Origin of the sequence: Olivibacter sp. 47, assembly GCF_030372825.1 — a bacterium.
In the GTDB taxonomy this organism is placed as follows: Bacteria; Bacteroidota; Bacteroidia; order Sphingobacteriales; family Sphingobacteriaceae; genus Olivibacter; species Olivibacter oleidegradans.
The window spans coordinates 966,200-990,499 of the sequence record NZ_JAUCNR010000001.1 but is presented as its reverse complement, the minus strand read 5'-3'; the positions used below and the strand labels follow the sequence as shown (position 1 = coordinate 990,499).

Genomic DNA, 24,300 nt, shown 5'->3' with positions numbered 1-24,300 from the left:
AAATCCGGAAACCGAGTAGAAGTAAAAACGCCGCGATAAAAATGACGCTGGGAAGTAATTTGTTGGTATGGTGAGACATCGATTTGGTGATGACCGAATCTGTTGTTGACCCACTCATACATTGTCCAAGAATGTTCCCTACGACACCGCTTTTAGCATGGCCTTGTTCAACGTTTATCGGAATACCTGCAAGACTTTTGATGCCACTTTTAATTGGACAGGACGTCAGTAGCGTTAAAAGCATGGTTACAAATACGAGACCGTATGGGTAATATGTTTTTATCCTATTTGATAACGTGCGGATCATTTATTGTGCAATTTAAGCTATTTTAATGAACACGACAAGACATGCCTGTCCTTTTTAGACTTTTTAACAGATAGCATCACGAAGTTCATGGCTTAAAGTAGCAATTTATAAGAAAGCCGATCAGTGAAATCCGAGCGCTTTCTTATATTCATTGACAACTGAATAATGTATATTACACGGATGCAAGGCTGAAAGGCAGCCGCCTAATTCTCTTCCCACTCAAGTCGTACACGGCATTAGCCAGCGCGGGAGCGAAAGGTGGTAGTCCCGGTTCTCCCACGCCGCCCGCATCCTCGGCATTGTCGATGATGTGTACCTCAACCGGCGGCATATCCGCAATGCGGGGCATATTATAGTCGTAGAAATTTTTCTGGTCAACCAGTCCGTCGGTAAAAGTGACTTCATGCAAAGCTGCAGCACCTAGCCCCATGGCAACGCTGCCTTCAACCTGAGCGTGGATAATATCGGGGTTTACATACCAGCCACAATCGATTACGGCCCATACTTTATCTATTTTAATTCCTCCCTCCGGAATGCGAGAAACTTTTACTACCTGACCTACCGTTGAATTAAAACATTCTGTAATCGCCACGCCATACCCTTTGTTAGTACCCCGCGATTTCCATCCGGAAACCGCTTCCAGTTTATCGATTAGTTTATGAACGCGTTCATCCGGCAAATGCTGTCGACGGAACTCAAGCGGATCGGTACCGGCGGCAACTGCTAACTCGTCAATAAAGCTTTCGTAAGCAAATCCATTGGTGGATGCGTATACCGAACGCCACCATAAAACCGGTATGGGAAGCTCAAAGGTGACATCAGCGATGCTAAGGTGCGGGATCGACTGTGTATAGGGCTTAAGGAAACCCTCACTGGCGCTTCCGTTAGGCTTTGACCGGTCGTTACTGCTGAAATGGCCAATATTTTGTCCACAGAGACGGACTTTCATCGCCTCAATTTTACCTGCCTTTACAACCCCTTCACATCGATAGGATATGCCGGGGCGATAGGGGCCCTGGGTTGCATCATCTTCGCGGGTCCAGACAACCTGTACGGGTTTTCCGAGTTCTTTTGATATCGCGGCAGCCTCAAAAGGGTAGTCCATAAAGGCTTTACGTCCGAAGCCTCCGCCTAGAAAAGTCATATTGACCTTCACGTTTTGCCATGGAATACTGAACTCTTGGGCAATCGCGTCCTGAACCATTTCGGGGGCTTGTATCGGCCCCCAGATTTCTACCGTATCGCCTTTCCAATGAGCGATACAGTTCACCGGCTCCATCGCGTAGTGCGATTGGTAAGGTGTTTCGTATAACACGTCTAACTTGGCGTCGGTGCTGGCGGCGGTAATGACTTCCGATGGATTGCCTTGCGTTTGAAAGATCAAGCCTTCTTGACCGGAAAGTAGTTCTTTTTGTCGCCTATAGATTTCAGGGGTGCTTATATGTTCAAAATTGCTATCATCCCATTCAACTTTTAAGGCCTTTTTGCCTTGCATTGCCGCCCAAGTTGAATCGGCTACGACAGCGACCCCTTCGCGCCAGGTGTTAAAAACTTTCATCCTTACTTTGAAGACCTTCGTTACCCCTTTTACTTTCATCGTGTCCGAATCGTCGAAAGATCGGACAGTGCCGCGCATGCGGGGATTGCGCTCCACCGTAGCGAACAACATATCGGGAATACGCTTATCAAGTCCGAAAACGGCACTGCCATTGGTCTTTAATGGTGTATCGATCCGACGGCTCGCTTTCCGTATCAGCTTGTATTCGGAAACGGGCTTTAACGGAACTTCCTTAGGCGGCTGAAGTTTTGATGCAGCAACAACCAATTGCCCATAGTGGAGCTTCTTTCCGGAAGGCTTATGGATAACGTGACCGGATGCTGCGTAACAGGTCGATACATCTACCTTCCATTGATTGGCGGCCGCCTGTTCGAGCATCATGCGGGCAGTAGCGCTTAGCTTGAGCAGTTTTTTATAGCTTCCGCGAATAGTTGAACTGCCACCGGTAATCTGTCCTCCATATTCGTTCCGATTGCCCGGAGCAAAGGATACCTGAATATCTTTTAGATCTACTTCCAACTCTTCGGCGATAATTTGAGGAACCGAATGATAGGAACCCTGGCCCATTTCGGCGCGGTGGTCAAACAAGGTTACTTGACCGTTTGTATCGATATGTATCCATGCATTTAATGATACTAAAGGGACTTCGTTATCCGCTGCTGTTTCTCCTGCAAGTATATTTACGATGTGGGCGCCGGCGGGAAAATAAAACCCCAGCGCCAATGCTGCTGAACCCAGGCCGGCGGCTTTTAAAAAATTTTTCCGTGAAAGACGCGTGGCCTCTTCTTGTGAATATCGGCTATTTCGCTTAAGTGAATCCTTCATATGTGCGATGCTTTCTTACCTTGTATTATTAATTTGCGGGTGGCGCATAAGCTCCTGTTTCCAACCACTCAATCCAGGCCTTTTTGAATTCCGCATGGCTCAACGGTGGTTTGGTGCGCCCTTCTCCCATATTCCATCCGGCAAGTACCAAGTCGTCGTCAGCATGTTCAATCAGTTGTTGCTTGTTTTTATGGCCGTTTTGTTGAGGATCTAACAACTGCTTTGCAAGTTCATGGGCTGTTTTACCCTGAAAAACCATTTTCATGTCTGCCGGAGGAAGGTGCCAGTTGGGATTTCCGGGAGGCGTGTGCGGTCCAGGTGTATTTTCAGGTTGGTGGCAGTTTGCACACTTCATCGCGAAGAGACCTTTGCCATCTGCCCCTCTTTCTGGCAACATGGTATGCAAATGGCTGTCGTCGCCTTGTAGGGGCACATCGCCGGCGGGATGGCAGTTTACACATCGGGGGCTCATCAGCACGGCATATACTTTGTTAAACGCTCTGACTGATCGAACACTGTCATCGGCCAACTTCCTTTTGCTAATCGGTCTACCGGTATCGCGTGCGTAAGTGTTCTCTGTACCGGTATAAAGAGAGAACCCGAGTGCAGCAATCATTACGGCGTAAATAATCAATTTGAGCTTTTTTGCCATAGGTCTTCCTTAATTATCGTTCTGATGTTTTCTGCTGTAGTTCGGCGGCGAGATGTATAGCTTTACGTATGCGCAGATATGTGCCACACCGGCATATATTGCCCGCCATGGCATTGTCGATATCTTCATCGCTTGGATTGGGTTTTTCTCGCAGTAATACAGCGGCCGACATAATCTGGCCGGAGTGACAGTAACCGCATTGTGGTACGTCCACTGCGGCCCAGGCTTGCTGCAAGGATGGTCGTTTTTTTCCGACAGACCCTCGATGGTAGTAACATGTTTACCCGCAACCCTGCTTAATTTAGTTATGCAGGATCGGACCGCCTCTCCATCAAGATGTACGACGCAGGCGCCACATTGTGCGACACCGCAGCCATATTTGGTGCCGGTGAGCCCGACGACATCCCGTAAGGCCCAAAGCAATGGCATGTTGGGGTCCAGATCAAGCTGATACGTTTTGTTGTTGACTGTAAATGAAATCATTGGCTAAATTTTGTCATCCTACTATCAAAGTTAATCTTATTACCGGATTTGGGCTAATGATTATCAAACATTTTCTTAAGATATTCAAACAACTAGTTAAGTGGAGTAGTTGAGTGGTTAAGTAGTTGAAAGGTTTTCTTTGAATAATAGGCTGATGATGATTTGCAGCGTTTGTTTGCACCGGTTTAGCAAGATTATATTGCTAAACCGGAGTGAATAAGTGCCTTTTTTGTTATTCCAAAGGCACTAATTGAAACAGCGCGTTATCCGCTAAACTATGCATTAGATCTGTTGATTAGGGTGCTTAAGAACACGCCTTTCGTTAATGGTCACTCGGCACAAATGTATGGATATGATATAAAGTCAATGTTAAATCCTGTTTGATTTAATTGTTTGCCTTCCTCATGCTATTCCTATTGGTTTTTCGTAAAGCCGTAGTGCTGCCGATACGGCATTCTAATAGCCCGACTTCCCAATGTTAACGTTAATAAGTGAAAAAAGAATAACATATAACTTAAAGTTAGCCATCGTAAAATTTCTATATAGGATAGAAAAATAACTACAATTTACTTTTTTTCAATGTTTTCGTGTAAGGTGGGGATGGATTTGTGTAAACATTTCATGCTAGTTTAGATCTGAAATTATATTCGTGTGGTTGAGGACTCTTTTAGTGAGCTAATGGTTGCTGAATGAAGATCAACATAAAGATGGAATTACTCGAGTGTTAAACCACCATTTTCATATAAAATGACAACTGAAGACAAAGAACAATTAAACCGTCAAATGGACGTAATTGTCCAGCGGGCAGCAAATTCTATTGGTTATCCTTTCGCCACGGATTTCAATTATAGCGAGCTTTATCCCTTGCTGGGTTATTCCCTTAATAATATAGGAGACCCTTTCATCGAATCAACTTATAAAGTTAGCTCTCGTGCATTGGAACGGGAAGTGTTAGCTTTTTTTGCTGAATTATTTAGGGCACCTAAGGATAACTGGTGGGGTTATGCCACCAACGGTGGTAGTGAAGGTAATTTGTACGGCCTTTATGTTGCCCGAGAACTGTACTCACGAGCGATCGTCTATTATTCGACCTCGAGTCATTACAGTGTGCCCAAAAGCATTCATCTACTGGGTATGCAATCGATTATAATTCGCACCCAAGCCAACGGTGAGATGGATTATGAGGATTTGGAAGCATCTATCAAATCGAATCGACAACGACCGGTTATAGTGGTTGCCAACGTCGGGACGACAATGACCGAAGCCAAGGATAACGTTGCCACAATCCGGCAACTTTTAAAGGATACTGCTATAAATTCTTATTACATTCATTGTGATGCGGCGCTTGCTGGCAATTATTTGCCTTTATTGGAAGAAGATCCAACATTTGATTTCGCCCATGGCGCAGACAGTATAGCTTGTAGCGGTCATAAGTTTATTGGTTCGCCAATGCCTTGTGGAGTGGTGATTGTACGAAAAAATTACAAAGATCGAATTGGCCAGCCGGTACCTTATATAGGTTCGTTGGACAGTACAATAACTGGCTCCCGAAATGGCCATGGCCCTTTGTTTTTGTGGTATGCCATTAAAAAATACGGAAGGGAAGGACTCGTCCAGCGCGCCGTTGAAAGTGTTTCTTTGGCTTCTTATACGCAATCAAGACTACAGGCGGCAGGTATACCGGCCTGGCGCAACAGAAATGCGATTACCCTCGTATTTCCTGAACCCGCCTTATCAATCCGTGCAAAATGGCAATTAGCAACAGAAGCTGGGCAATCCCACTTGATTTGTATGCCAGGCGTTTCAAAAGAAACAATCGATCATTTCGTAGACGAAATTTCTATTGTGCCGTCAAAAAAGGATGCAGAAGAGTCGGGAGAATATATGTTGTCCTATTAACTAATTGGATGCCCAACATTAGAACCATTACATAATTTTAAATTGATATGAATAACACTTTAGAAAACTTAGAAACTAAACAGAAGCTTCCTGACCCCATCCAAATTAAAAGTCCCGAACCTTGGCAATGGAACGTACTAGCGAAAGCCTTTTTGAACGATCCTGTATTGAAGTTCTGGATTGGTGAAAAGACGAACGAAGCGGTATTGAGAGATTTTTTTGAGGCCGTAGTGAAAGATGCACTTGAGTCCGGAGGCGCAGTGTTTAGCAGCCCGGACCAGCAGGTTGTTCTGGTTTGGACATGGCACGGTTACAGTCTTCAAGAACCGGGTGAGTGGAAGAAGCGCTGGTATGAGATTCTTGATCCAGAAGGAGTAAAACGCTATTATGAACTCTATAGAGCAGGCGATGTTGAGATCGATTCTGCAAAGCTAAAAGGATGTATGCTGCCCGATTATATGGGAGTATTACCGCAATCTCAAGGCCGCGGTTATGGTAGCCACATTCTTAAATGGACCTTGAACCATTATGATAAACTTGGCTATGAAACACCGTTTCTTCTTGCTAGCACTCGAAGATCGGCAAAACTTTATGGACCTTTGGTGGGCTTTCATATACATAAAGAGGTGTTACTTGATAATAGCGAAAATGCACCTGTGGCGGTGTTTATGAAACGGAACGCCCTAAAGTAACGCTAATTTTTCCGCATTTGCTATAAAAGTGTCCGATAATGCTTTGGACACTTTTTTTAAGGACTATTGTTCTAGCGCAATCAGAACATCAAGTTTGAGGCACCAGCATTGGACCTTGAGTCTGCCGAACCTTATCGGTTGCGGCAACCCGCCGTCTAACCATTTGTAATGAACAATCTATTGCATCAAAATAAAGAAAAAGAGTGGTTTCACCAAGAGCTTTAAGGTATACTTTTTATATGCGTGAACGGAATGAACATGAAGCGGAGTAATGAACGGTTTGAATAACGTCTGGTTCGGTCATATATATATATTTGTTCAACCTACCGATAATGAGGGTAAATTAAAGACGACACGTTACGATATGTTGCTTACTAATAGGATCTCTATGAGTACATTTTTACTTCTTTTTCAAAAAAACCTGATACAATTTTCGGTCTTTCGATTGAACCGAATATTTATAAAATTTTCGGTTCGCTCATTTATAAATCCAATTATATATCATTAAGTATTTAGATCATGCCATTACAAATAACTGTTGCCGATGATCGCGTTGCCGAGCGCCTGGGCTTGAAGTTTATTATCGAAAATTGGCTGCCAGGGACAATAGTTTCTTTGGCCGAGAACCTAACAGAATGTAAAAGAATTTTGTCGCAACAACAAATTGATATCATACTCCTGGATAGCGATATCTTGGACGCTAATAGTTTTTACCTGATAAGATCATTGAAGGAAAATCAAAGAAGTACAAGAATTTTACTATTCTCTACTTATGATGAATTGGTATATGGTGAACGATACCTAGATGCTGGGGCCGATGGTTTCTTACAGAAGAACGAAAACGAAGAACGGATTAAAGAGGCTTTGAGCGTAATACTCCGTGGCGAAAAATACGTCAGCAATAGATTAAAGGAGCATTTGTTAAACAAACGGTTTAATCTAAAACATCAATCTTTGAGTCCGCTAAACAAATTGACTGACCGCGAAATGGAGGTCTGCCAGATGTTAATCAAAGGTATGAGAGTAAGCGAAATCGCTGATACATTGGTGCTGCATACGTCTACTATCGGTACGTACAAATCCAAGATTTATAAGAAGCTTCGCGTTAAGAATCTAGTTGACTTACTGTCAAAATTTAAGATGCACATGTTAAGTTGCGAGTAGAGGACACATGATATTTGTATGAGCCGCACACTTATATTTGACGGTTAAAATTCACTAGTTGACAAGCATGTAAAGCTTGTATTCGCGTATGGTAATGACAACACAGGCGCTGATATTGAATAGGGGTATAGGCAAAGTATAGCACTTGCAACCATATTAATTAAGTATAATTAGAAAAGAAAAAATCAAGTTAACTTTGCCTTATGCTTTCTATCCGTACCATTGGCAACGAAGTACAAACTCAAGATAATGAGTTCTATCAAATTTTCCTGCTCCGCGATCCGATGGAGATGACGGTAGATTTTACGAACTATAAAACCGCTCCGTACTCTTTACTTTGCCTAAGTCCGTATCAACATTTGAGTTGGTTAAAAGGTCCGTTGACAACCGGTTGGCAATTGCTATTTCACGGAGATTTCTATTGTATTGAATACCATAAAAAAGAAGTGGCTTGCAATGGCCTGCTTTTTAATAACATCTATCTACAACCTCATGTTAACTTGGGAAAGGAAACATATCTTGAGATCGAGCAACTTGTTCGCAAAATGGAGAAGGAACTAAAGGTTGGCCTTGAATTTTCTGATGCGGTGGTCAAAGCCTACCTGCAATTGATCTTGGCTTTATCGAGTCAAGTGAAGAAGCATCAGATTAATCTACATGAAATTCCACAGCAGGAGGATATAGGTGAGGGGCGCATTTTCCAGCAATTACTGGAAGCAAATTTTATGAGGGAAAAGTCTGTGAATTTTTATGCGCAACATTTTAACCTCAGTATAGATGCCTTTAGTAAAAAAATCAAGAAACAATTAGGTAAAGCGCCTTCTATCTTTATTCAAGATCGGATTATATTGGAATCGAAAAAGCTTTTACACCTGACGTATCAATCAATAAAAGAAATTGCTGTACAACTAAATTTTGATGATGAACATTATTTCAGTCGTTACTTTAAAAAAAATGTGGGTATCTCTCCATCGGAATTTCGCTCGAAAGTGGGGATTTCCATTGCGGCAAAATAGTGTACCATAATGCCGTTTCTGTCCATTTTATAAACCTAAGCGGCCCGCTACCTTTGTTCAATAGAAAATAAATATGAAACAGCTATTGAACGTTTTAGCAAATGGACAAGCGAGTTTTGTTCATCTTATGCGTATTGCCATTTTTATTGTAATGGCTTGGATAGGAGGATTAAAAGCCTTTCAATATGAGGCTGATGGAATTGTTCCTTTTGTTGCCAACAGTCCATTTATGAGCTTCTTTTACACAAAGAATGCACCGGAATACCAGCAGTATAAAAACCCGGAAGGGAAGACAGTAGCTAAAAATGTGGCCTGGCATAAACAAAATGGGACCTACCTTTTTGCTTTCGGCTTGGGCACCGTCATCATTGTTATTGGACTATTGACCTTAGCAGGGATATGGTCGGCACGAATAGGCCTGCTGGGCGGATTGTTAACTGCCGCCATGTCGATCGTAACCTTATCCTTCCTCATCACCACACCGGAGGTATATGTGCCAAATTTGGGAGGCGATTTTCCAACGCCCAATTACGGCTTTCCTTATCTCTCAGGCGCGGGCAGATTGGTTCTTAAGGATATTATTATGATGGCAGGTGGGCTGTTAGTTGCATCAGATGCTGCCAAACGGATACAAGGGTGCTGAGAGCAATCGATTAGCAAAGAAAATAACCGCTCATCGTTCGTGGTCTTTAATGTCATTATAATGCAGGCTTGTTATTTTTATGGTGACTTCGAAAACAAGTTGCCAAACTTGTCCAATTCAATTAGCAGAACCCATCCCCTTCCCCGGGGTGGGTTTTTTAATAAAAATTATTAAGCAATGACTGACATGGAAACGGCTTATTTCAGATTCTTTTTCATCATAATATCCGTTTGCTCATCGGTGCCCATTTTGAAAATGTGCTTATCGAATGCAACGAATCCGTTCTTTTCATAAAATCGGATAGCTCGTGGATTTTCTTCCCAAACCCCGAGCCAGATGTATACTTTGTTTAACGATTTTGCCACTTCGAGCGCCTTTTCATAAAGAAGCTGTCCGACCTTTTTTCCGTGATGGCTACTTTTTACATAGATACGCTCAATTTCCAATGCTTCGTCGCCTTGTTCTTCGGTTTGCGCATGGCCCACATTAATTTTCAGATAACCTACCGCCTCTTCCCCGTCCCAGGCAATGAAGAATAACGATTCTGCATTATTTAGTTCGGTTCTGATCTTTTCTTCACTGAAATTTGCCTCCAAATAGGTGCGCATGTCGGCTTCGGAATTACTGGCTGCAAAGGTTTCAAAGAAGGTTGTTCGGCCAAGGTCTTGAATAACTTTTAACTCGCCAAGCGACGCTTTACTAACTGCTATCGACTTCATGATCATACGGTCTTTCAAAATAAAGATTTGAATAGCTCTTTTTTGCAAATATACCGGAATATCTAATTTCGAAAGACAGCGGCCGGCCAAAAGCAGTTAAACCCTTATAAATGGGGATAAACGATAAGCATATTAGATCTGTAGGTAACCTTTATTCGGTTACCCAGCGATTGACCGTATTGTCTTGCGTTTCCAACACTATTTTATAAAAAGGGGAAGGAATATCTTTGATAGAAACAAGCGCATGTTTACCGGTTAATGGATACGTGCCCATGAGCCGATATTCATCTTCTTTGCCCGTTTTTTTATTATTGGTGGTGGATAGCCAGATCTTCACTTCGCCCTCCTGCTTCAGGGGAGTCCAAAAAATGTCGAGGTGTTCTTTTAGGCGATGAACTTTTGGAAGCGCTATTGCTACTTCGCCCATTAAAGAAATACCATCCAATTCGCGTGCGGCTATTGTCGGAACAGGAATCTCCATATATCGGGCAATGGTAGGTAGAATATCAACGACAGAAGGGTATAGCATTGCACTATAGGTGTTTTTAAGTGGCCTGTTGCTGAGAATCCATGCTGAGCGCTGGCGAAAGGACTGCCCCCCATGGCCTTTACCATCTTTTTCTGCTCTGCCGTGATCCGTAGTTACCAGGAGTAGCCAGTCTTCGTTGAATTTTTTTTCGCGTTCGTCTATAGCGGCCATAATTTGCCCAACCTCTTCATCTACCTTTTGTATAGCCTCTGTGTATTCGGGGCTGTCGCCATACATGTGGCCCATATCGTCCGTGTGTTCGAGGTATACCCAGGAGAGGTCGGGTGCCCGCTCGGCAATCGATTCGGCAGCTTTAGCGCTAACTGCCTGATCAATTGCCAACATAAACCGGCGTTTCGCGTCATGTGGATATTTCACTGTGTCCAATTCCAACCCATCGAACGCTTCGTCCATCTTAATGTAATTCGTTTGTGCCAGGTTCTCGCCGATTAACTTCGTTCTGTTATCTTGCCAACTGGAAAAAACGGCAATTTTTTTCTTTGGAAAAGCATCTTTCAGTAAACGGAAAATCGTTGGATAGTTGTAATTGGGATCTTTGATATCATTATCCGGAACGTTGTGTTTGTTATACCAAACGCCTGTTAGTACATTGTTATAGCCTACAGCAGAAATTGTTGGCGATTCACTATACGAGCCTGCTTCACCCCCTTGGTAAGCGCGAAGGTAGGCGCCTTTCGCCATCAACTTTTTCATATTTGGCACGTCTGTTCGCTCCAATGCATCGGCTGAAATGCCATCTGCAATTATGAAAACTACCTTTTTTTGTCGTTGTGCAATGACGGGGCCAAAGCACATACAGAATAGAACTAAAATACTAAGTTTTTTCATCTATTTAAATTTGCTTTTTAGTGGTGATGAAGCTATCAGATTTATTCATTCCCCTGTGTGGTTTGAATAAATCATGATGGTTTCATGTTTTAAATCTTTCGGCAAAAATCAAATATCCCGAATTATCCCCATAATCAGAAAGGATTGATTAACTTGGTTCTTTAATAGGGATGACATTGGGTTTTTCTTTTTGTCGCACTTACATTCATTGCGGTAAAATTCAGCTTGAGCAGTTAAGCCATCATTAAGAAATCTTTATTTTATTAATTAATTGAATGTTCATTCAATAATAACTCATCTATTTGTAACCGATTTCAGTACGATAAATATATGGGTAGAAAAAGTATAAAAGATATCAGGAAACAGGAGATTATCAAAGTCTTCTATAAAGTAGCAAAAAAAATTGGTTACGCCAATACTTCAATAGCAAAAGTGGCTAAAGTGATGAATATAAACCCCAGCCTTATCATCCATTATTTTGCTACTAAAGAGGATTTAAAGGAAGCGTTGATCGATTACTTATTGGAACGCTATCTGCTGATTTTCAACATAGACAAGGAAAAAGATTATAGCCTGACAGACCTCTACGATATTATTGATCGACTCTTTTCAAAGAAATGGAACAAATTATTTGATGATAGTCTATTCTACGACTTTTATGCAGAGAGTTTCCGGAACAAACAAATTAGGCGTAAATACATTACCATTCTCGACTCGTTACGATCGATGCTTAGCACCATACTCGCTAAATTGAACGACCGGGAACAGCTGCGTCTAACGAACCCAGCGCATACGGCTGATCTGATTTTTATTTTTCTGGATGGCGCTTATTTTTATTTATCGTTGGTAGAAGATAAGTCGATGGTCGAAAATAGACTCAATCAATACAAAGAAGAAGTTTATGATCTGTTAAAGTTAACCTAGCGTCTCCTACAAGCATTCCTTCCTAATTTGCTATTCTGTCTGCATATTTCGGAAGCGGACTTGCGCATCTTTATTGATCGTAACAACGCCGCCATAAGGTTAGTGGCTTATGATAGTGACTGACAGTAAGTGTCTTTTCTTTTTTAATTGAATGAATGTTCAATTAAAATAACGATATATTAATTCCTCCTTAACATCTGAAATTCATCTTTGTTGCCAGATCCCTAATCTTAAAAAATAGTTATGAAACAGATTTTACTGTTACTTGTCATAAGCCCGCTGATCATCTGGCAGTATGGGGTATATGGCCGACAGGTGCGTCAAGATGACCGCACAATTTCCGGAACGGTGAAAGACTCGATTGGCGAAACACTGCCCGGTGTGAGTATTGCCATTGTTGGTAAGACACAGGGAACGTCGACAACGATAGACGGCGTTTTCTCTTTAAAAGTAAAAACAGGGGATGTGCTGCATATCTCTGCCATTGGTTATTTGCCGCAAGAGGTAAAGGTAACAGCGGCTGAGCATTACGACATCATATTGGCCGATGACAAACAAAGCCTTAACGAAGTTGTCGTGGTTGGTTACGGAACACAGAAGAAAGTGAACCTATCCGGTGCGGTCGACCAAGTGAAAGCAACAGACCTACAGAATCGGCCAATAGCAAATGTTGCGCAAGGTTTGCAGGGAATGGTGCCAAATTTAAATATCCGCTTTGCATCCGGTGGTCCGGGTGAAGCGGCGGACATCAACATTCGGGGCATCACTTCCATCAATGGTGGCGGGCCGCTTATATTGGTTGATGGTGTGCAGATAAGTGCCGCTGAACTGAACCTGATAGCGCCACAGGACATTGAGACGATGTCGGTGATCAAAGATGCGTCCGCTGCGGCCATCTATGGGGCGCGGGCGGCATTTGGGGTGATTTTAATTAAAACTAAAACAGGCGCTGTAGCGGGTGCTACCGTCAGCTACTCCAATAATTTCAGCCTAAATAAACCTACCGTTTTGCCGAAAATGGTGACAGACCCTTACATCTTTTCGCGTTTACTGGAATTATCTACCGATAATACCCCTTGGGATAACGTTAATTATAGCGATCAATTTTACCAATATGCCAAAGAACGATCGGATAATCCGTCTATCGCCGGGGTACGGGTAAATCCTACCGATCCCAGCTTATGGGAATATATGGGTAATCGAGACTGGAGCCGCTATTTTATGGATGATTATAACTTCAACCAAAATCACGACCTCGCCATTAGCGGCGTGAGCGAAAACAATAAAGCACAATATTACCTATCAGGCGGCTATAACAGACAGAACAGTCCGTTAACCTTGGCCGATGATTACAATGAACGCTATAGTCTGCGCGCTAAAATTGATTATAACTTAAAGAAGTGGCTTAAAGTTGGGAATAACACCTATTATACCTATACGAACCGAAAATCGCCGCCCCGATTTTACAGCAATCCCAGCCAAGCTTCCTCATCACTGCCTGTTACGAACACTCCTTTCAGTATTTATGATCTGTATACTATTTTTCCTACTTCATGGGATAAGAATCCGGATGGCACCTGGGCAAATGAAACCGTAGGTCGGCTGGCCGCCCAACTAGTTGACGGTGGTGCAACGACGGTGAAACAAAACATGATTCAGTCTACCTTCACCACGGAGATGTCTTTTTGGGATAAGTTGCTCACCGTTAATAGTGATTTTACCTTTAGAAATACCTCCATCAACACGAATTCTTATAATACCAAATATCAAATCGGATATGGTCCGAATGATGTACGTGAGGAAGGAGAGAATAGTGCCAGAAGAGATGCCGAATCTATTACCTATCAAGTATTCAATATCTATGGGACATTGAATAAAAGCTTCGGAAAACACAGTTTGTCGGCCATTGTGGGGTATAACCAGGAAAATTACCGTGACGAATTTTTTTATGTCAGCAAACAGGACCTGATTTCTTCATCTTATCCCACGATTGGCTTAGCCACAGGATTGACCAATGGCGAGGAAGATATCAGGACCTATGCGCTTAGAGGTGCTTTCGGTCGAGTCAATTATATTTATAATGACCGTTATATCGTGGAATTCAACGGAAGATATGACGGCTCTTCACGCTTTCCCAAAAATAAACGCTTCGGATTTTTCCCTTCCGCTTCCGCTGCATGGCGGATCGATCAGGAGTCTTTTATGGACGGTATCCGTCAGACCGTCAATAATCTAAAGCTTCGGGCTTCCTATGGTTCCTTAGGAAATCAGAACGTGGCCAACTACGGCTATCTTCCTTTCATGGAGGCTTCACAGTCCGGTTACCTGATCGGTGATTCGCGCCCGACCATGATCAGTCCGCCGCTCCTGGTTTCACCCAATTATACGTGGGAAAAGGTGAATACACTTAATGTCGGTTTGGATATGGGGCTCCTCCAGGATCGTATTACGCTGACTTTCGACATGTATAAACGGAACACCCTCAATATGTTAACACGCGGAAAGGAGCTCCCCGGCGTATGGGTGCCGTTGAGCCGAGTGAAAATGCTGCCGACCTGCAAACCAAGGGTTGGGAGCTTTCATTTGGATATCAGAATAAATATGAGGTTGGCGGAAGCCCACTGACCTTCCAGGGCCGCTTTGTACTCTCCGATTCTAAAACACATATTACACGGTTTGATAATCCGAACGGAAGCATCCTGCAATACTACAAAGGAATGGAGCTGGGGGAAATCTGGGGATTGCAAAGCAACGGACTTTTTGCCAATACCGACGAGATTGCACAATTAGACGAGTCAGCTATTATTCCTTGGGGTGCGTTACAGATTGTACCGGGATGGCCCAAATATATCGATCGGGACGGTAACGGAAAAATTGAAAAGGGCTATACGCTGGACGACACAAAGGATTTAACCGTAATCGGAAATTCAACACCACGCTACCAGTTTGGTCTTGATCTAAACTCCTCGTGGAAAAATTTTGATGTCAGGGTCTTTTTACAAGGTGTTGGAAAACGGGATTATTATCCAATCGATTACCTTTATTGGGGCTTTTACCAACAGCCCTACGGAAATATCTATGAGCATTTGCTCGACTTTTATAGACCTACCGGCGATAGTGATGAACAAAGGGCGCGTCATTCGCAATCTTATCTGAACCTCGGACTTGCAGATGCAAATCCCAACGGAAAATACCCGATTATGCAATCGTGGTTGGCTGATGCTAACCTAGGAACAAGAATTGACGATGCGATGGGATTGGCCATTCCCCAAACCGGCTATCTGCTTAACGGTTCGTATCTGCGTATAAAAAATATTACAATCGGTTACACTTTACCTGAAACATTGATAAAAAAAATAGGCTTGGCCCGTCTTCGCATTTATGCCTCCGGTGAGAACCTCTTCGAATGGTCGGGAATCAAAGATTTTTATGATCCCGAAAGTACGAACGCAAATATCAATACCGATCCGACCAGTGGCATCGGTAGAAAAGGAAATGGAATGACTTACCCTTTTCAAAGGAGTTATTCGGTAGGAATCAATGCCATCTTTTAAAAAATAAAAACATGTCAGCAATAGAATATACAAAGAAGAACAAGTTTCTTAAAATCGGCCTGTTCATCGGACTCCTAGCCCTTTCGACAGTAAGCTGTAATGATGATTTTTTGGAAAAAACACCCGAAACGGATATTGACGCGGGCAATTTTTTCAATACGGAAGGAGACTTAAACTTATATATTTATAATCTTTACAATTTTCCTTCTACCGGTATTTATACAGCAGATGCTTATAACTTAACCGACAATGCCTTCTCGACGGGCAATGTGGAATTGAAAACCATGATGACCACCAATCCTTCTTCTACCACAATTACCGGTGGGTGGGACTGGGGCCAGCTCAGAAATTTTAATTTCTTTTTGGCGCATTTCCGGAGGGCCAACGCTGCAGAGGACCGCTTAAACCACTTCGAAGGTTTAGCCCGTTTTTTCCGTGCCCGCTTTTATGTTGATAAAATAAAACGCTATTCGGATGTTCCCTGGATAGATGTACCATTGGAAGCAAACAGCGAAGATATCTTATTTGCCGGGCGCGACCCACGGGAAACCGTGGTCAACCACCTCATCGAAGACTATGAGTTCGCAATGAACAATGTGGATGTTTCGGCCCCTAAAGGAGCCGTGAACCGTTGGGTGGTCAAAGCTGATTATGCCCGCTTTTTGTTATATGAAGGAACTTTTCGGAAATACCATGCTGAACTGAACTTGTCAGAATCAGCTGATGAACTGCTACAAAAAGCCGCCGCTGTGGCGAAAGAAATTATGGACAGCGGGACCTTTAGTCTCTATTCTACCGGAAAACCGAATGAAGACTATGGGAGCCTTTTCGCAAGTGCGGATCTCTCAAGCAATCCGGAAATCATATTTGGTCGGTTTTACCAAGCGAATGTGCTGAATGGAGATAGTGGCGAAGGGGTTTTCGGCAACTATGAGACTTATCCGCAAAAGGATCTCGTACAGGCGTATCTTATGAAGGACGGTTCTTTTTATAGCAGTCGCCCTAACTATCAGCAAAACGAGTTTGTTGAAGAATTCAGCAACCGCGATCCGCGTTTATATCAAACTTTTGCTTATCCGGGATGGGTTTTGGTGCGCTCCGGTACTTATGCGCAGGGAACGGGTTTATATGTGCAACAGTTGGCGAAGAACTTTTCGGGTTATCATCAGATTAAAGGCTTTTATAATACAACAGATCAGGATGTACGGAATAATATGGATGTGCCGCTTTATCGCTTTGCTGAGGTCCTGCTGATTTATGCGGAAGCTAGGGCCGAATTAGCGCAACTTACGCAAGGCGACTTGGATATTACGGTGAATAAATTAAGGGATCGTGTTGGTATGCCACACATGACCTTAAACCCGCCAATGGATCCAGTTGAAGCTGCCAAATTTCCCAACCTTTCGTCTGCACAGCGCAGCGAATTATTGGAAATCAGGAGGGAACGTAGGGTAGAACTGGCAATGGAGGGTTTACGACATGATGATTTGATGCGGTGGGAGGCGGGAAAAGTACTGGAAAAGGAACCACAGGGAATCTATTTTGCTTCGTTGGGAAAACATGATTTAACGGGTGACGGCGTGCCTGATATTTATTTGCTTCCTGCTTCGCAATCGATCCCTAACGATAAAGAAACCAACAGTTTGGGTAAGGTGCTCCAATACTACCGCGTTGGTACCTTCGGTCAGGACGTATCGGTCTTCTTAGGAGGAGCAAACGCGGGAAATATTCAGATAATAGAAGATGTAGGAACATTTGTAGCCCCTAAATATTATTATCGACCGATTCCGCAACAACAGATTATGCTCAATCCCAATCTTAAACAGATTTTTGATTGGGAATAATTGAAATATTCATAAGGGTGCCTAAAAAGCTTAGATTGTCATTAGGCACCCTCTACTTCCTTCCTATTAACTACGCTATTTGGGAAAGCCGCGAGATAATTGCCCACCTTATTGTTTACTTAGTCACGTAAGTTCTTGATCTAAATCAATCGAATTTCTTAACCTATGTTATTTCGGGCAGCGAGCTGCTTGCCTAATTTTACCTCATAAAACAAATCAAAAAATTATTAGAGATAAAATGGCAAGGATTCTAAATATTATTTCTAGCCCAAGGGGCGAGCAATCGAACAGTATCAAGTTAGCGAATGCGGTAATCGACCGCCTTAGAGAAAAGGAGCCTGCATCTTTTGTAAAAGTGAAAGATTTAACGCGTAACCCGTTCCCTCATCTGGAAGAAGTGCATCTCAATGCTTTTTTTACACCAGCTGAGAAATACACAGATGAGAATAGGGCAGCTATACAACATTCCAATCAGGCGATTCAGGAAATAATGGATGCGGATATTTTGGTAATTGGTGCTCCAATGTACAACTTTGGTATTTCATCTACCTTGAAAGCATGGATTGATCATATTACACGCGCAGGAATTACCTTTAAATATACGCCGGAGGGCCCGGTAGGTCTGATAACGGGAAAGAAAGCCTACGTAGCGGTAACAACAGGCGGCATTTACAGCTCCGGCGACTATAAATCCTTCGATTTCGTGACACCGTATCTTAAAATGGCTCTGGGATTTATAGGCATTACCGATGTTACTTTTATTCGGGGCGAAGGTTTTGCCGTATCGGCGGTTCAGGAAACTGCATTGGATACGGCCATCGATAGTATTGTAGTGTAAAGTAGTAACTGTGATATAATTAGAAAGATAGGCGTCGATCCTCGCGTGTTTGCTGCGGTCGGCGTCTAAAGTCTCGGGAAATTACCTAAAATAAAGACAAATTTGATCAGGGAATATCTGGATTGGAGACATTGCCTAAATATTCCTTAAAAAAATCATTTTTGTAGACTTCTCCTAAAGGTATTTCATTATCTGTTAGATAAATGGTATGATGGTCGAATGATTCAACATATTTCTTGTTAACCACATACGATTTACTTACACGGACGAATATCCCGGAAGGAATTTTCTGATGGATGGCCTTTAAGTTCATCGCTGTTATCAGTTTCTGGCTTTTGGTATAAATCACGACATAGTCTTTGAGTCCTTCGATAAATCGGATATCTTCGAAGTTTATCCGATAAAATCGACGATCAGATTTGACGATCAAGTACTGCTCCGTATTCGCTTCAATGGTGTTCTTTTCCGTAGCATGCGAAAGCAGCGTTTTATATATTTCGGCTTTATGTATTGCTTTTTCCAAGCGGGATTTATCAACGGGTTTTAAAAGGTAATCAATGGCGTCAAGCTCATAGCTTTTTAAGGCATATTGCGGATAGGCGGTTGTAAAAATGGTGAGCACCTGGTTGGGGATTTGTGCAGCAAACTCCAGGCCGGTTACCATAGGCATCTGAATATCGAGAAAGATAAGATCTACTTCATTGGTGCTTATAAAATCGAGCGCTGCCGGCGCATTGGAGAATTTGCCCAGCATGTCAAGGTCAGAGACATCTTTAATCAGCGCGTGCATTTCATCTCTCGCCAATGGTTCGTCGTCTACGATAATACAATTCATATCGGTAAGATTAAGTGAACATGGTATTCGTTTACTTTAGAAGTGGTATTTAATGTATAACTATCGCCGTATAATAAATGTAGCCGTCTCTTAACATTTGCCAGCCCAAGTCCGCTGTTCTTTTTATCTGAAGCGACATAATTGGGATCTATTGAATTAACACAATCAAAATAAAGTTTATGATTATTTACGTTTATGTCAATACGGATATAAGATTCCCCTTGCTTTATATCAATGCTATGTTTGATGGCATTCTCGACGAAAGTGGTGAAAATATTGGCGGGTAAAAAAATAGCATTTAAGTTATGTATGGTCGACTGATCATTGACCTCAACCTGAAAGTTATCCCGGCGGATCTTCTCTAATTCGAGGAAGTTAGTTAGGAAATCAATCTCGGATCGGAGCGGTGTTTTTTCTACATTATTTTCATAAAGTTGATAACGAAGAAACTCAGATAATTTCATGATAACGAGCGTCGCTTTTTCAGGGTTACTGCGAACCAGCGCTTTAATCCCATTCAGCATGTTAAAAAGAAAATGCGGATTGATCTGATTTCGTAACTCGTTTAGTTCCATGGTGAGGGTGAGGTTTTTAAGATCAGACATCCGCTCATTATCGCGTATCCAACGTTGAAATAACTTGATCATGTGGTAACCAATATGACTGGTGTTAATATGAGTGTAGTTTCATAGAATCCTTTAGCAGGGTTGCCCTTTTGATAGTTTACAGAAACGTTTTGTGGGTCGAGTGTGTTTTCCAGTAAAAACTTCATCATAAAGAGGCATATCATTACCAGTAGGAGTAAAGACACTATATATAGTACATATTTACCTTTGAAGAAAAATTTAGGGATCAAAATATTCATATTCACATAGAACATGAATATTAAATGAGCAAAAACACAAAACCGACGATAATAACGATAAAGCCCCGTGTATTCTGATAAGGGATTTGTAAAGGAGATCATAACAAAGAGGCCTAAAAAGAGAAAAATATGTCGAAACGCTCGATAACGCTCGTCTACAATTAGTCGGATAATCGCTGTATTCTTTATTTCTAATGATTCCTGCTGCTGCATTGGGGAAGATCAAATTCTTAGCAAAGATAATTCGATAAGCAGTATGTACACTAGTTTTTATACTAACCTTGTTATTTATTATACCAAATCTACCATAGAAAGGCTTTAGTATAATATGTAAGGGCTTTGGTCTAAAAACCCAAAAAAGTCAGAAGCTTATGCTTTTCTTTGGACTGTTAATCCCATATCGGATTATATGGAAAGTAAAAATGACTCCGAAATATCGTTACTTGATTATCGCCGAGTAGTACCGGTTTATCCTGTAACGTCTGCCATAGCATCAACATAAAAAAATCTCGATTAAATGGATAATTTAAAGAAAACCAGCTTCCTTCTGTTTAACTTATTGGCACTGTGTTCAGCAAAATGTTTTTCGCAACAGAAAGACAGCCTGTATAGGGCAACATCCGATAGTTTAAACATACGAAAAAAAGCCGTGGCCTATGTAGCCGATAAATTTGCCTTTACCCGTCCATTGAATATCGAGTTCATTCAGACGGCACCTTACAAATTTACTTCCGAGAAAGGCCCCAATGCGATTCCGGAGAGTAAGGTTAATCACATTAGACAGGCCGACATTAGCGCTAATTTTAATTTTATAAAAAGAAAGACGTGGCTTTTGGGCGCAACAGCCGGTTATCGATACACCTCACTAAACACAGATTTGTCGTTACCCACCGGTGCAATTAAAACGGTGGATGAAGATTATCATTACCTCTTTTCAGCCTTGACCCTTACCTATTTCTCTAAGCTATTTAACAAACGGACCATCTATACCTCTAGCATTTCCGGTGATGGCAGTGACCGACATTTCGAAAGGGTTAAAGGGCTGTTGACCGCCACGATGGTGTTGAAAGCCAATCAACGCACCAGGTTAATGGTTGGAATGTTGGTTAATATCGATCCCAGCGCACAAACACCATTTATACCAACCTTTTCTTATGAGCATAAATTCAATAATGGGCTTATAGCCGACATTGTACTGCCAAGAAATATTTACCTTCGAAAATATGTCTTTAACAATGGGCGTCTGTCTTTGGGAACCGAATTAGATAGAACTTCTTTTTATGTTTACGATCTTGACGGCACTTCACAGCGATATGAATACAGGCAATTGGATCTTAATTCGGGATTGGTGTATGAACATCTTTTAGCAAAATATTTTGTGCTCACGGCTAAGACGGGAATGAAATTGACAACATCAGGCCGATTATTCCGGAAAGAAGATTCTTTTGGCGATCCGGTATTTCAAACAAGTCCTGATCCAACATTCTACATTAATTTGGGGGTATCCTTTAATCCGTTTTCGTTTCTGGTAAGGAAGAATAAGACACATTAAAGCAAGCAAATAACATGATCAAAGTTTTTAGAACCGATGTTGAGCATCTCCAGGAGGCTGAACGCATCATTCGTCTTCTTTCTCGAATCTACCCAGGCTCGAAAATCAATTTTGATCTGGAAGACAAAGATAATATCTTGCGTATTGAAGGCGCTTTTTTTACTACACAAGATATCATACGCTGCGTTGGAAAAAGCGGTTATACCTGCGTCGAACTGCCCATTGTTTGGAGTTAACCTTGAAGAACTCCCTGCTTTCCTGACAGCATTTTATAGTCGGGTAGATCCACTGGCAATTCGTTACAAACCGTTATTCCAAGCCCTGTTAACAATGTACGAAAAGCAGGCGGTTTTTCATCACTGCACCGGCCGCCGCGATCGTACGGGAATTGCAACAGCCTTAATATTGAACATATTGCAAGTTTCTCAACATTGAAAGCGGGTTAACCTGCGTTTTAGTATTTGCCTTCCTTCTTTAAAATATCATTTTAAATAAACAAAATGGCTAGTCTATGGTTCCATAATGAATACTATTTGATGAAAAATACGGCAAATGGAGCGCAGCAATTCTCATATCCATGAAGAAATAGGTTCTGTTCTTGAACTGAATTACGTATATACTGTATTGACTCCTATTGTCTTCCCTTACCGTAAAATGTATTGCTGTTACTATGGTATTTCGGATACAATATTCGGGTTTGGTAGCACCATTGAGGAATCTATACACAGTTGGCATCTTGAACTCTGTGTCCGGATGTCTGATCTAAATGAGGACGATATACTGGGACAGGAAATAAAGTCGAAACTGCTAGGTGAGATGTGGTGACCGGTAACCATTGTATATAAATATCGACTTTTTCTCGATTAATAGCATGGAAAGATTCTCAGTCTACAGCGAATCGTGTCTTCTCATCTTAGCTGACGCAAGGGTCCGGCCCGAAGCCTTCCTTTATAAACTTACGTTGAAGATCACAATTACTGTTTACGGCATTGCATTTTAGTTAAGATCAACGGCAAACGTATTAAACTAACACTTGTTGTAGTATAAGTTTTGAAAAAGTAGGATATTGCATATAAAAGAAACCTATTGTATTTTTGTTTGTTAGCCTATTTTTATTAATGTATTAGTTGCTAGTCTAAAAAATTAACTAAAAATTATTTTTGCTTGGTAATTTGGTATATTGTCGCCATTTGGATATCATGGGGAAAAAGAGCATTAAACTTTCAGACGGGACTACTTATCTTGAACTTTTAGAACACGTACACCTCGATGGAAAAGTGAACGTTTTGGTGCGGATAAGTAGACGTAGCGACGACTCCATAACAAGTCTTGATTTTGAGGTACCCTTTCAAGAGGTACATTTGTTGCACCGATATTTTGACGATTTCATGCGTGATCACAAGCAGCTGATCGAGGACTACACAAAGAAACAAGCGAATAAAATACGAAAGCTGAAAGATTTATACCATGATTGCGAAGCAATCGGTTCATTCAGTATTGAGGAAGTAACCGAACTGCAAAAATTGGACATTCCCTTTCTCTCTTTGTTGGCGCTTGAATTGAAAATGCCCGTTGACGAATTGAACACGTTCCTTAGATCGCATCGACTGCCCTTTTTACTATTGAAGCGCATTTTGGAACGAAATTATCTCGGCAATTCTTCGTAATCCTTGATTTATGAAGGAGTGATTTTTGGTATCAAATCAAGAGCTTTTTCCTATAGAAAAGCGAACAAAAATCTTTCTTTGTTGTTCAAGACTTTAGAAACCGTAATTTCTGTCGTTCTACAATGAAAAAAGTAAAAATCTCAATTATAAGGGAGGGATCCGCCCTGTTGAAAAATGGACTCGCAATTAGTGAAAACCAAACATGTAGTTTCCAATATTATCAAAGTGTAGATGATTTTATCGAAAATTATCGCGTTCCCCCAAAAATTTTATTCCTATTTCAAACGAAGACAAAGCGGGTGGACGAAACTACATTGACGAAAGTCAAACACAATATCGGTGTTGCGGGAAAACTTGTTTTGGTGGATGAGTTGGCTTGTTATACTCATTTCTCCAACTTCCGGACTTACCTAAATGGTTATGTCTCCAGAAATTTTTTTTATGATTACTGCCTGACTATAATTAAGTTGTTGTTAGCAGGCGAGTACGTGCTTTCACCTGAAACTTCCTTTGAGATCGCCGAAAATTTTGTTCGCTTATCAGGTCTTGCACTCAATGGAAAAATACCTTTGATCAGTGAGCAAGAAAAAATGGTTTTGCATTATGTCATTGAAGGATACACCAATGCGGAAATTGGAAGCGAGCTGAAAATGCCTGCTTGTAGGGTAGGAGTCTGTATTGATAGGTTATGCAAGAAGGCCATGGTATCGGATCGGCCGGCTTTAATTCGTTGGGTAACCTTGCATGCCTATGAACTGTTCAATTGGAAATTGATTGACAAGCAGCGATGTATAGGAGTCAGTTCGGCTTAATAGGCTGAGCTGTTTCCATAAGGACATTTTTTTAAATTATTTTTTAACAGGTTTCATACGTTTTAGGCTAAAG

24 protein-coding genes and 1 pseudogene are annotated in these 24,300 nt (G+C 41.8%); 16 read left to right on the top strand and 9 right to left on the bottom strand.

Translation table 11 applies throughout. The annotated features are described in order from the left end of the window. Nucleotides 1-479: 479 nt before the first annotated feature. The 4 genes and pseudogenes from QT327_RS04365 to QT327_RS28465 all read right to left on the bottom strand — a co-directional run. The gene (locus QT327_RS04365) at nucleotides 480-2,690 is read right to left on the bottom strand and encodes a xanthine dehydrogenase family protein molybdopterin-binding subunit (protein ID WP_289552134.1); all 2,211 of its coding nucleotides are present in this window, start codon (nucleotides 2,688-2,690) and stop codon (nucleotides 480-482) included. 28 nt (nucleotides 2,691-2,718) lie between these two features. Next, nucleotides 2,719-3,342: a cytochrome c family protein gene (locus QT327_RS04360; RefSeq protein ID WP_130856734.1), complete on the bottom strand. Its 624-nt coding sequence runs from the start codon at nucleotides 3,340-3,342 to the stop codon at nucleotides 2,719-2,721. Between the two features lie 13 nt (nucleotides 3,343-3,355). Continuing rightward, the gene (locus QT327_RS28470) at nucleotides 3,356-3,556 is read right to left on the bottom strand and encodes a (2Fe-2S)-binding protein (protein ID WP_289554402.1); all 201 of its coding nucleotides are present in this window, start codon (nucleotides 3,554-3,556) and stop codon (nucleotides 3,356-3,358) included. 146 nt (nucleotides 3,557-3,702) lie between these two features. Beyond that, nucleotides 3,703-3,771: pseudogene (locus tag QT327_RS28465) on the bottom strand ((2Fe-2S)-binding protein); the annotation flags it as partial. 801 nt (nucleotides 3,772-4,572) lie between these two features. On the opposite strand from QT327_RS28465, the gene QT327_RS04345 reads away from it, so the two are divergent. From QT327_RS04345 to QT327_RS04325, 5 genes are all read left to right on the top strand, one after another. Beyond that, nucleotides 4,573-5,724 carry a histidine decarboxylase gene (locus QT327_RS04345; protein WP_149106040.1) on the top strand — a complete coding sequence of 384 codons (1,152 nt, stop codon included), beginning with the start codon at nucleotides 4,573-4,575 and terminating at the stop codon, nucleotides 5,722-5,724. Between the two features lie 47 nt (nucleotides 5,725-5,771). Further along, nucleotides 5,772-6,416, top strand: coding sequence for a GNAT family N-acetyltransferase (locus QT327_RS04340; RefSeq protein ID WP_149106039.1), 645 nt, complete (start codon nucleotides 5,772-5,774; stop codon nucleotides 6,414-6,416). A 519-nt stretch (nucleotides 6,417-6,935) separates the two neighbouring features. Beyond that, a complete protein-coding gene (locus tag QT327_RS04335) occupies nucleotides 6,936-7,580 on the top strand; it encodes a response regulator transcription factor (RefSeq protein ID WP_289552133.1) in 645 nt (214 codons plus the stop codon). 203 nt (nucleotides 7,581-7,783) lie between these two features. Next, nucleotides 7,784-8,596: a helix-turn-helix domain-containing protein gene (locus tag QT327_RS04330; RefSeq protein ID WP_149106037.1), complete on the top strand. Its 813-nt coding sequence runs from the start codon at nucleotides 7,784-7,786 to the stop codon at nucleotides 8,594-8,596. 73 nt (nucleotides 8,597-8,669) lie between these two features. After that, the gene (locus QT327_RS04325; protein WP_149106036.1) at nucleotides 8,670-9,239 is read left to right on the top strand and encodes a DUF417 family protein; all 570 of its coding nucleotides are present in this window, start codon (nucleotides 8,670-8,672) and stop codon (nucleotides 9,237-9,239) included. Nucleotides 9,240-9,436: 197 nt separating this feature from the next. Here QT327_RS04325 and QT327_RS04320 read toward each other — a convergent pair whose 3' ends face one another. Both QT327_RS04320 and QT327_RS04315 read right to left on the bottom strand, forming a co-directional pair. Then, the gene (locus QT327_RS04320) at nucleotides 9,437-9,958 is read right to left on the bottom strand and encodes a GNAT family N-acetyltransferase (protein ID WP_013667966.1); all 522 of its coding nucleotides are present in this window, start codon (nucleotides 9,956-9,958) and stop codon (nucleotides 9,437-9,439) included. 151 nt (nucleotides 9,959-10,109) lie between these two features. Next, on the bottom strand, nucleotides 10,110-11,336 hold the full coding sequence (locus tag QT327_RS04315; protein WP_149106035.1) for an alkaline phosphatase family protein: 1,227 nt from the start codon (nucleotides 11,334-11,336) through the stop codon (nucleotides 10,110-10,112). Nucleotides 11,337-11,666: 330 nt separating this feature from the next. Between QT327_RS04315 and QT327_RS04310 the strand changes: the two genes are divergently transcribed. From QT327_RS04310 to QT327_RS04290, 5 genes are all read left to right on the top strand, one after another. Continuing rightward, nucleotides 11,667-12,260 carry a TetR family transcriptional regulator gene (locus QT327_RS04310; protein ID WP_130856739.1) on the top strand — a complete coding sequence of 198 codons (594 nt, stop codon included), beginning with the start codon at nucleotides 11,667-11,669 and terminating at the stop codon, nucleotides 12,258-12,260. A 243-nt stretch (nucleotides 12,261-12,503) separates the two neighbouring features. Further along, on the top strand, nucleotides 12,504-14,885 hold the full coding sequence (locus QT327_RS04305; RefSeq protein ID WP_289552129.1) for a SusC/RagA family TonB-linked outer membrane protein: 2,382 nt from the start codon (nucleotides 12,504-12,506) through the stop codon (nucleotides 14,883-14,885). Further along, nucleotides 14,780-15,814, top strand: coding sequence for a SusC/RagA family TonB-linked outer membrane protein (locus QT327_RS04300; RefSeq protein WP_289552128.1), 1,035 nt, complete (start codon nucleotides 14,780-14,782; stop codon nucleotides 15,812-15,814). Before QT327_RS04305 ends, QT327_RS04300 begins: the two co-directional genes overlap by 106 nt. A gap of 11 nt (nucleotides 15,815-15,825) precedes the next feature. Then, nucleotides 15,826-17,658 carry a RagB/SusD family nutrient uptake outer membrane protein gene (locus tag QT327_RS04295; RefSeq protein ID WP_289552127.1) on the top strand — a complete coding sequence of 611 codons (1,833 nt, stop codon included), beginning with the start codon at nucleotides 15,826-15,828 and terminating at the stop codon, nucleotides 17,656-17,658. A gap of 238 nt (nucleotides 17,659-17,896) precedes the next feature. Further along, nucleotides 17,897-18,496, top strand: coding sequence for an FMN-dependent NADH-azoreductase (locus QT327_RS04290; protein WP_149106032.1), 600 nt, complete (start codon nucleotides 17,897-17,899; stop codon nucleotides 18,494-18,496). Nucleotides 18,497-18,602: 106 nt separating this feature from the next. On the opposite strand, the gene QT327_RS04285 is transcribed toward QT327_RS04290, so the two are convergent. Genes QT327_RS04285 through QT327_RS04275 form a run of 3 tightly spaced genes read right to left on the bottom strand, consistent with a single transcriptional unit; the run spans nucleotide 18,603 to nucleotide 20,409 of the window. Then, the gene (locus QT327_RS04285) at nucleotides 18,603-19,331 is read right to left on the bottom strand and encodes a LytR/AlgR family response regulator transcription factor (protein WP_149106031.1); all 729 of its coding nucleotides are present in this window, start codon (nucleotides 19,329-19,331) and stop codon (nucleotides 18,603-18,605) included. Continuing rightward, nucleotides 19,328-19,978 carry a sensor histidine kinase gene (locus QT327_RS04280; RefSeq protein WP_289552126.1) on the bottom strand — a complete coding sequence of 217 codons (651 nt, stop codon included), beginning with the start codon at nucleotides 19,976-19,978 and terminating at the stop codon, nucleotides 19,328-19,330. The genes QT327_RS04285 and QT327_RS04280 overlap by 4 nt, the downstream gene beginning before the upstream one ends. Next, nucleotides 19,975-20,409, bottom strand: coding sequence for a hypothetical protein (locus QT327_RS04275; RefSeq protein WP_289552125.1), 435 nt, complete (start codon nucleotides 20,407-20,409; stop codon nucleotides 19,975-19,977). The genes QT327_RS04280 and QT327_RS04275 overlap by 4 nt, the downstream gene beginning before the upstream one ends. 304 nt (nucleotides 20,410-20,713) lie before the next feature. Between QT327_RS04275 and QT327_RS04270 the strand changes: the two genes are divergently transcribed. The 6 genes from QT327_RS04270 (at nucleotide 20,714) to QT327_RS04250 (ending at nucleotide 24,227) form a co-directional block, all read left to right on the top strand. After that, the gene (locus tag QT327_RS04270; protein ID WP_149106029.1) at nucleotides 20,714-21,748 is read left to right on the top strand and encodes a hypothetical protein; all 1,035 of its coding nucleotides are present in this window, start codon (nucleotides 20,714-20,716) and stop codon (nucleotides 21,746-21,748) included. A 14-nt stretch (nucleotides 21,749-21,762) separates the two neighbouring features. Beyond that, complete coding sequence (locus tag QT327_RS04265; protein WP_149106028.1) at nucleotides 21,763-21,984, top strand: hypothetical protein; 222 nt, start codon at nucleotides 21,763-21,765, stop codon at nucleotides 21,982-21,984. Continuing rightward, the gene (locus QT327_RS28130; RefSeq protein ID WP_354004747.1) at nucleotides 21,893-22,183 is read left to right on the top strand and encodes a tyrosine-protein phosphatase; all 291 of its coding nucleotides are present in this window, start codon (nucleotides 21,893-21,895) and stop codon (nucleotides 22,181-22,183) included. The genes QT327_RS04265 and QT327_RS28130 overlap by 92 nt, the downstream gene beginning before the upstream one ends. Nucleotides 22,184-22,300: 117 nt before the next feature. After that, nucleotides 22,301-22,573, top strand: a complete 273-nt coding sequence (locus QT327_RS04260; RefSeq protein ID WP_130856748.1) for a hypothetical protein — start codon at nucleotides 22,301-22,303, stop codon at nucleotides 22,571-22,573. Nucleotides 22,574-22,908: 335 nt separating this feature from the next. After that, a complete protein-coding gene (locus QT327_RS04255) occupies nucleotides 22,909-23,415 on the top strand; it encodes a hypothetical protein (RefSeq protein WP_289552124.1) in 507 nt (168 codons plus the stop codon). 122 nt (nucleotides 23,416-23,537) lie between these two features. Then, entirely contained in the window at nucleotides 23,538-24,227 is a 690-nt protein-coding gene (locus tag QT327_RS04250) for a LuxR C-terminal-related transcriptional regulator (protein ID WP_149106025.1), read from the top strand. The last annotated feature ends 73 nt before the right edge of the window (nucleotides 24,228-24,300 follow it).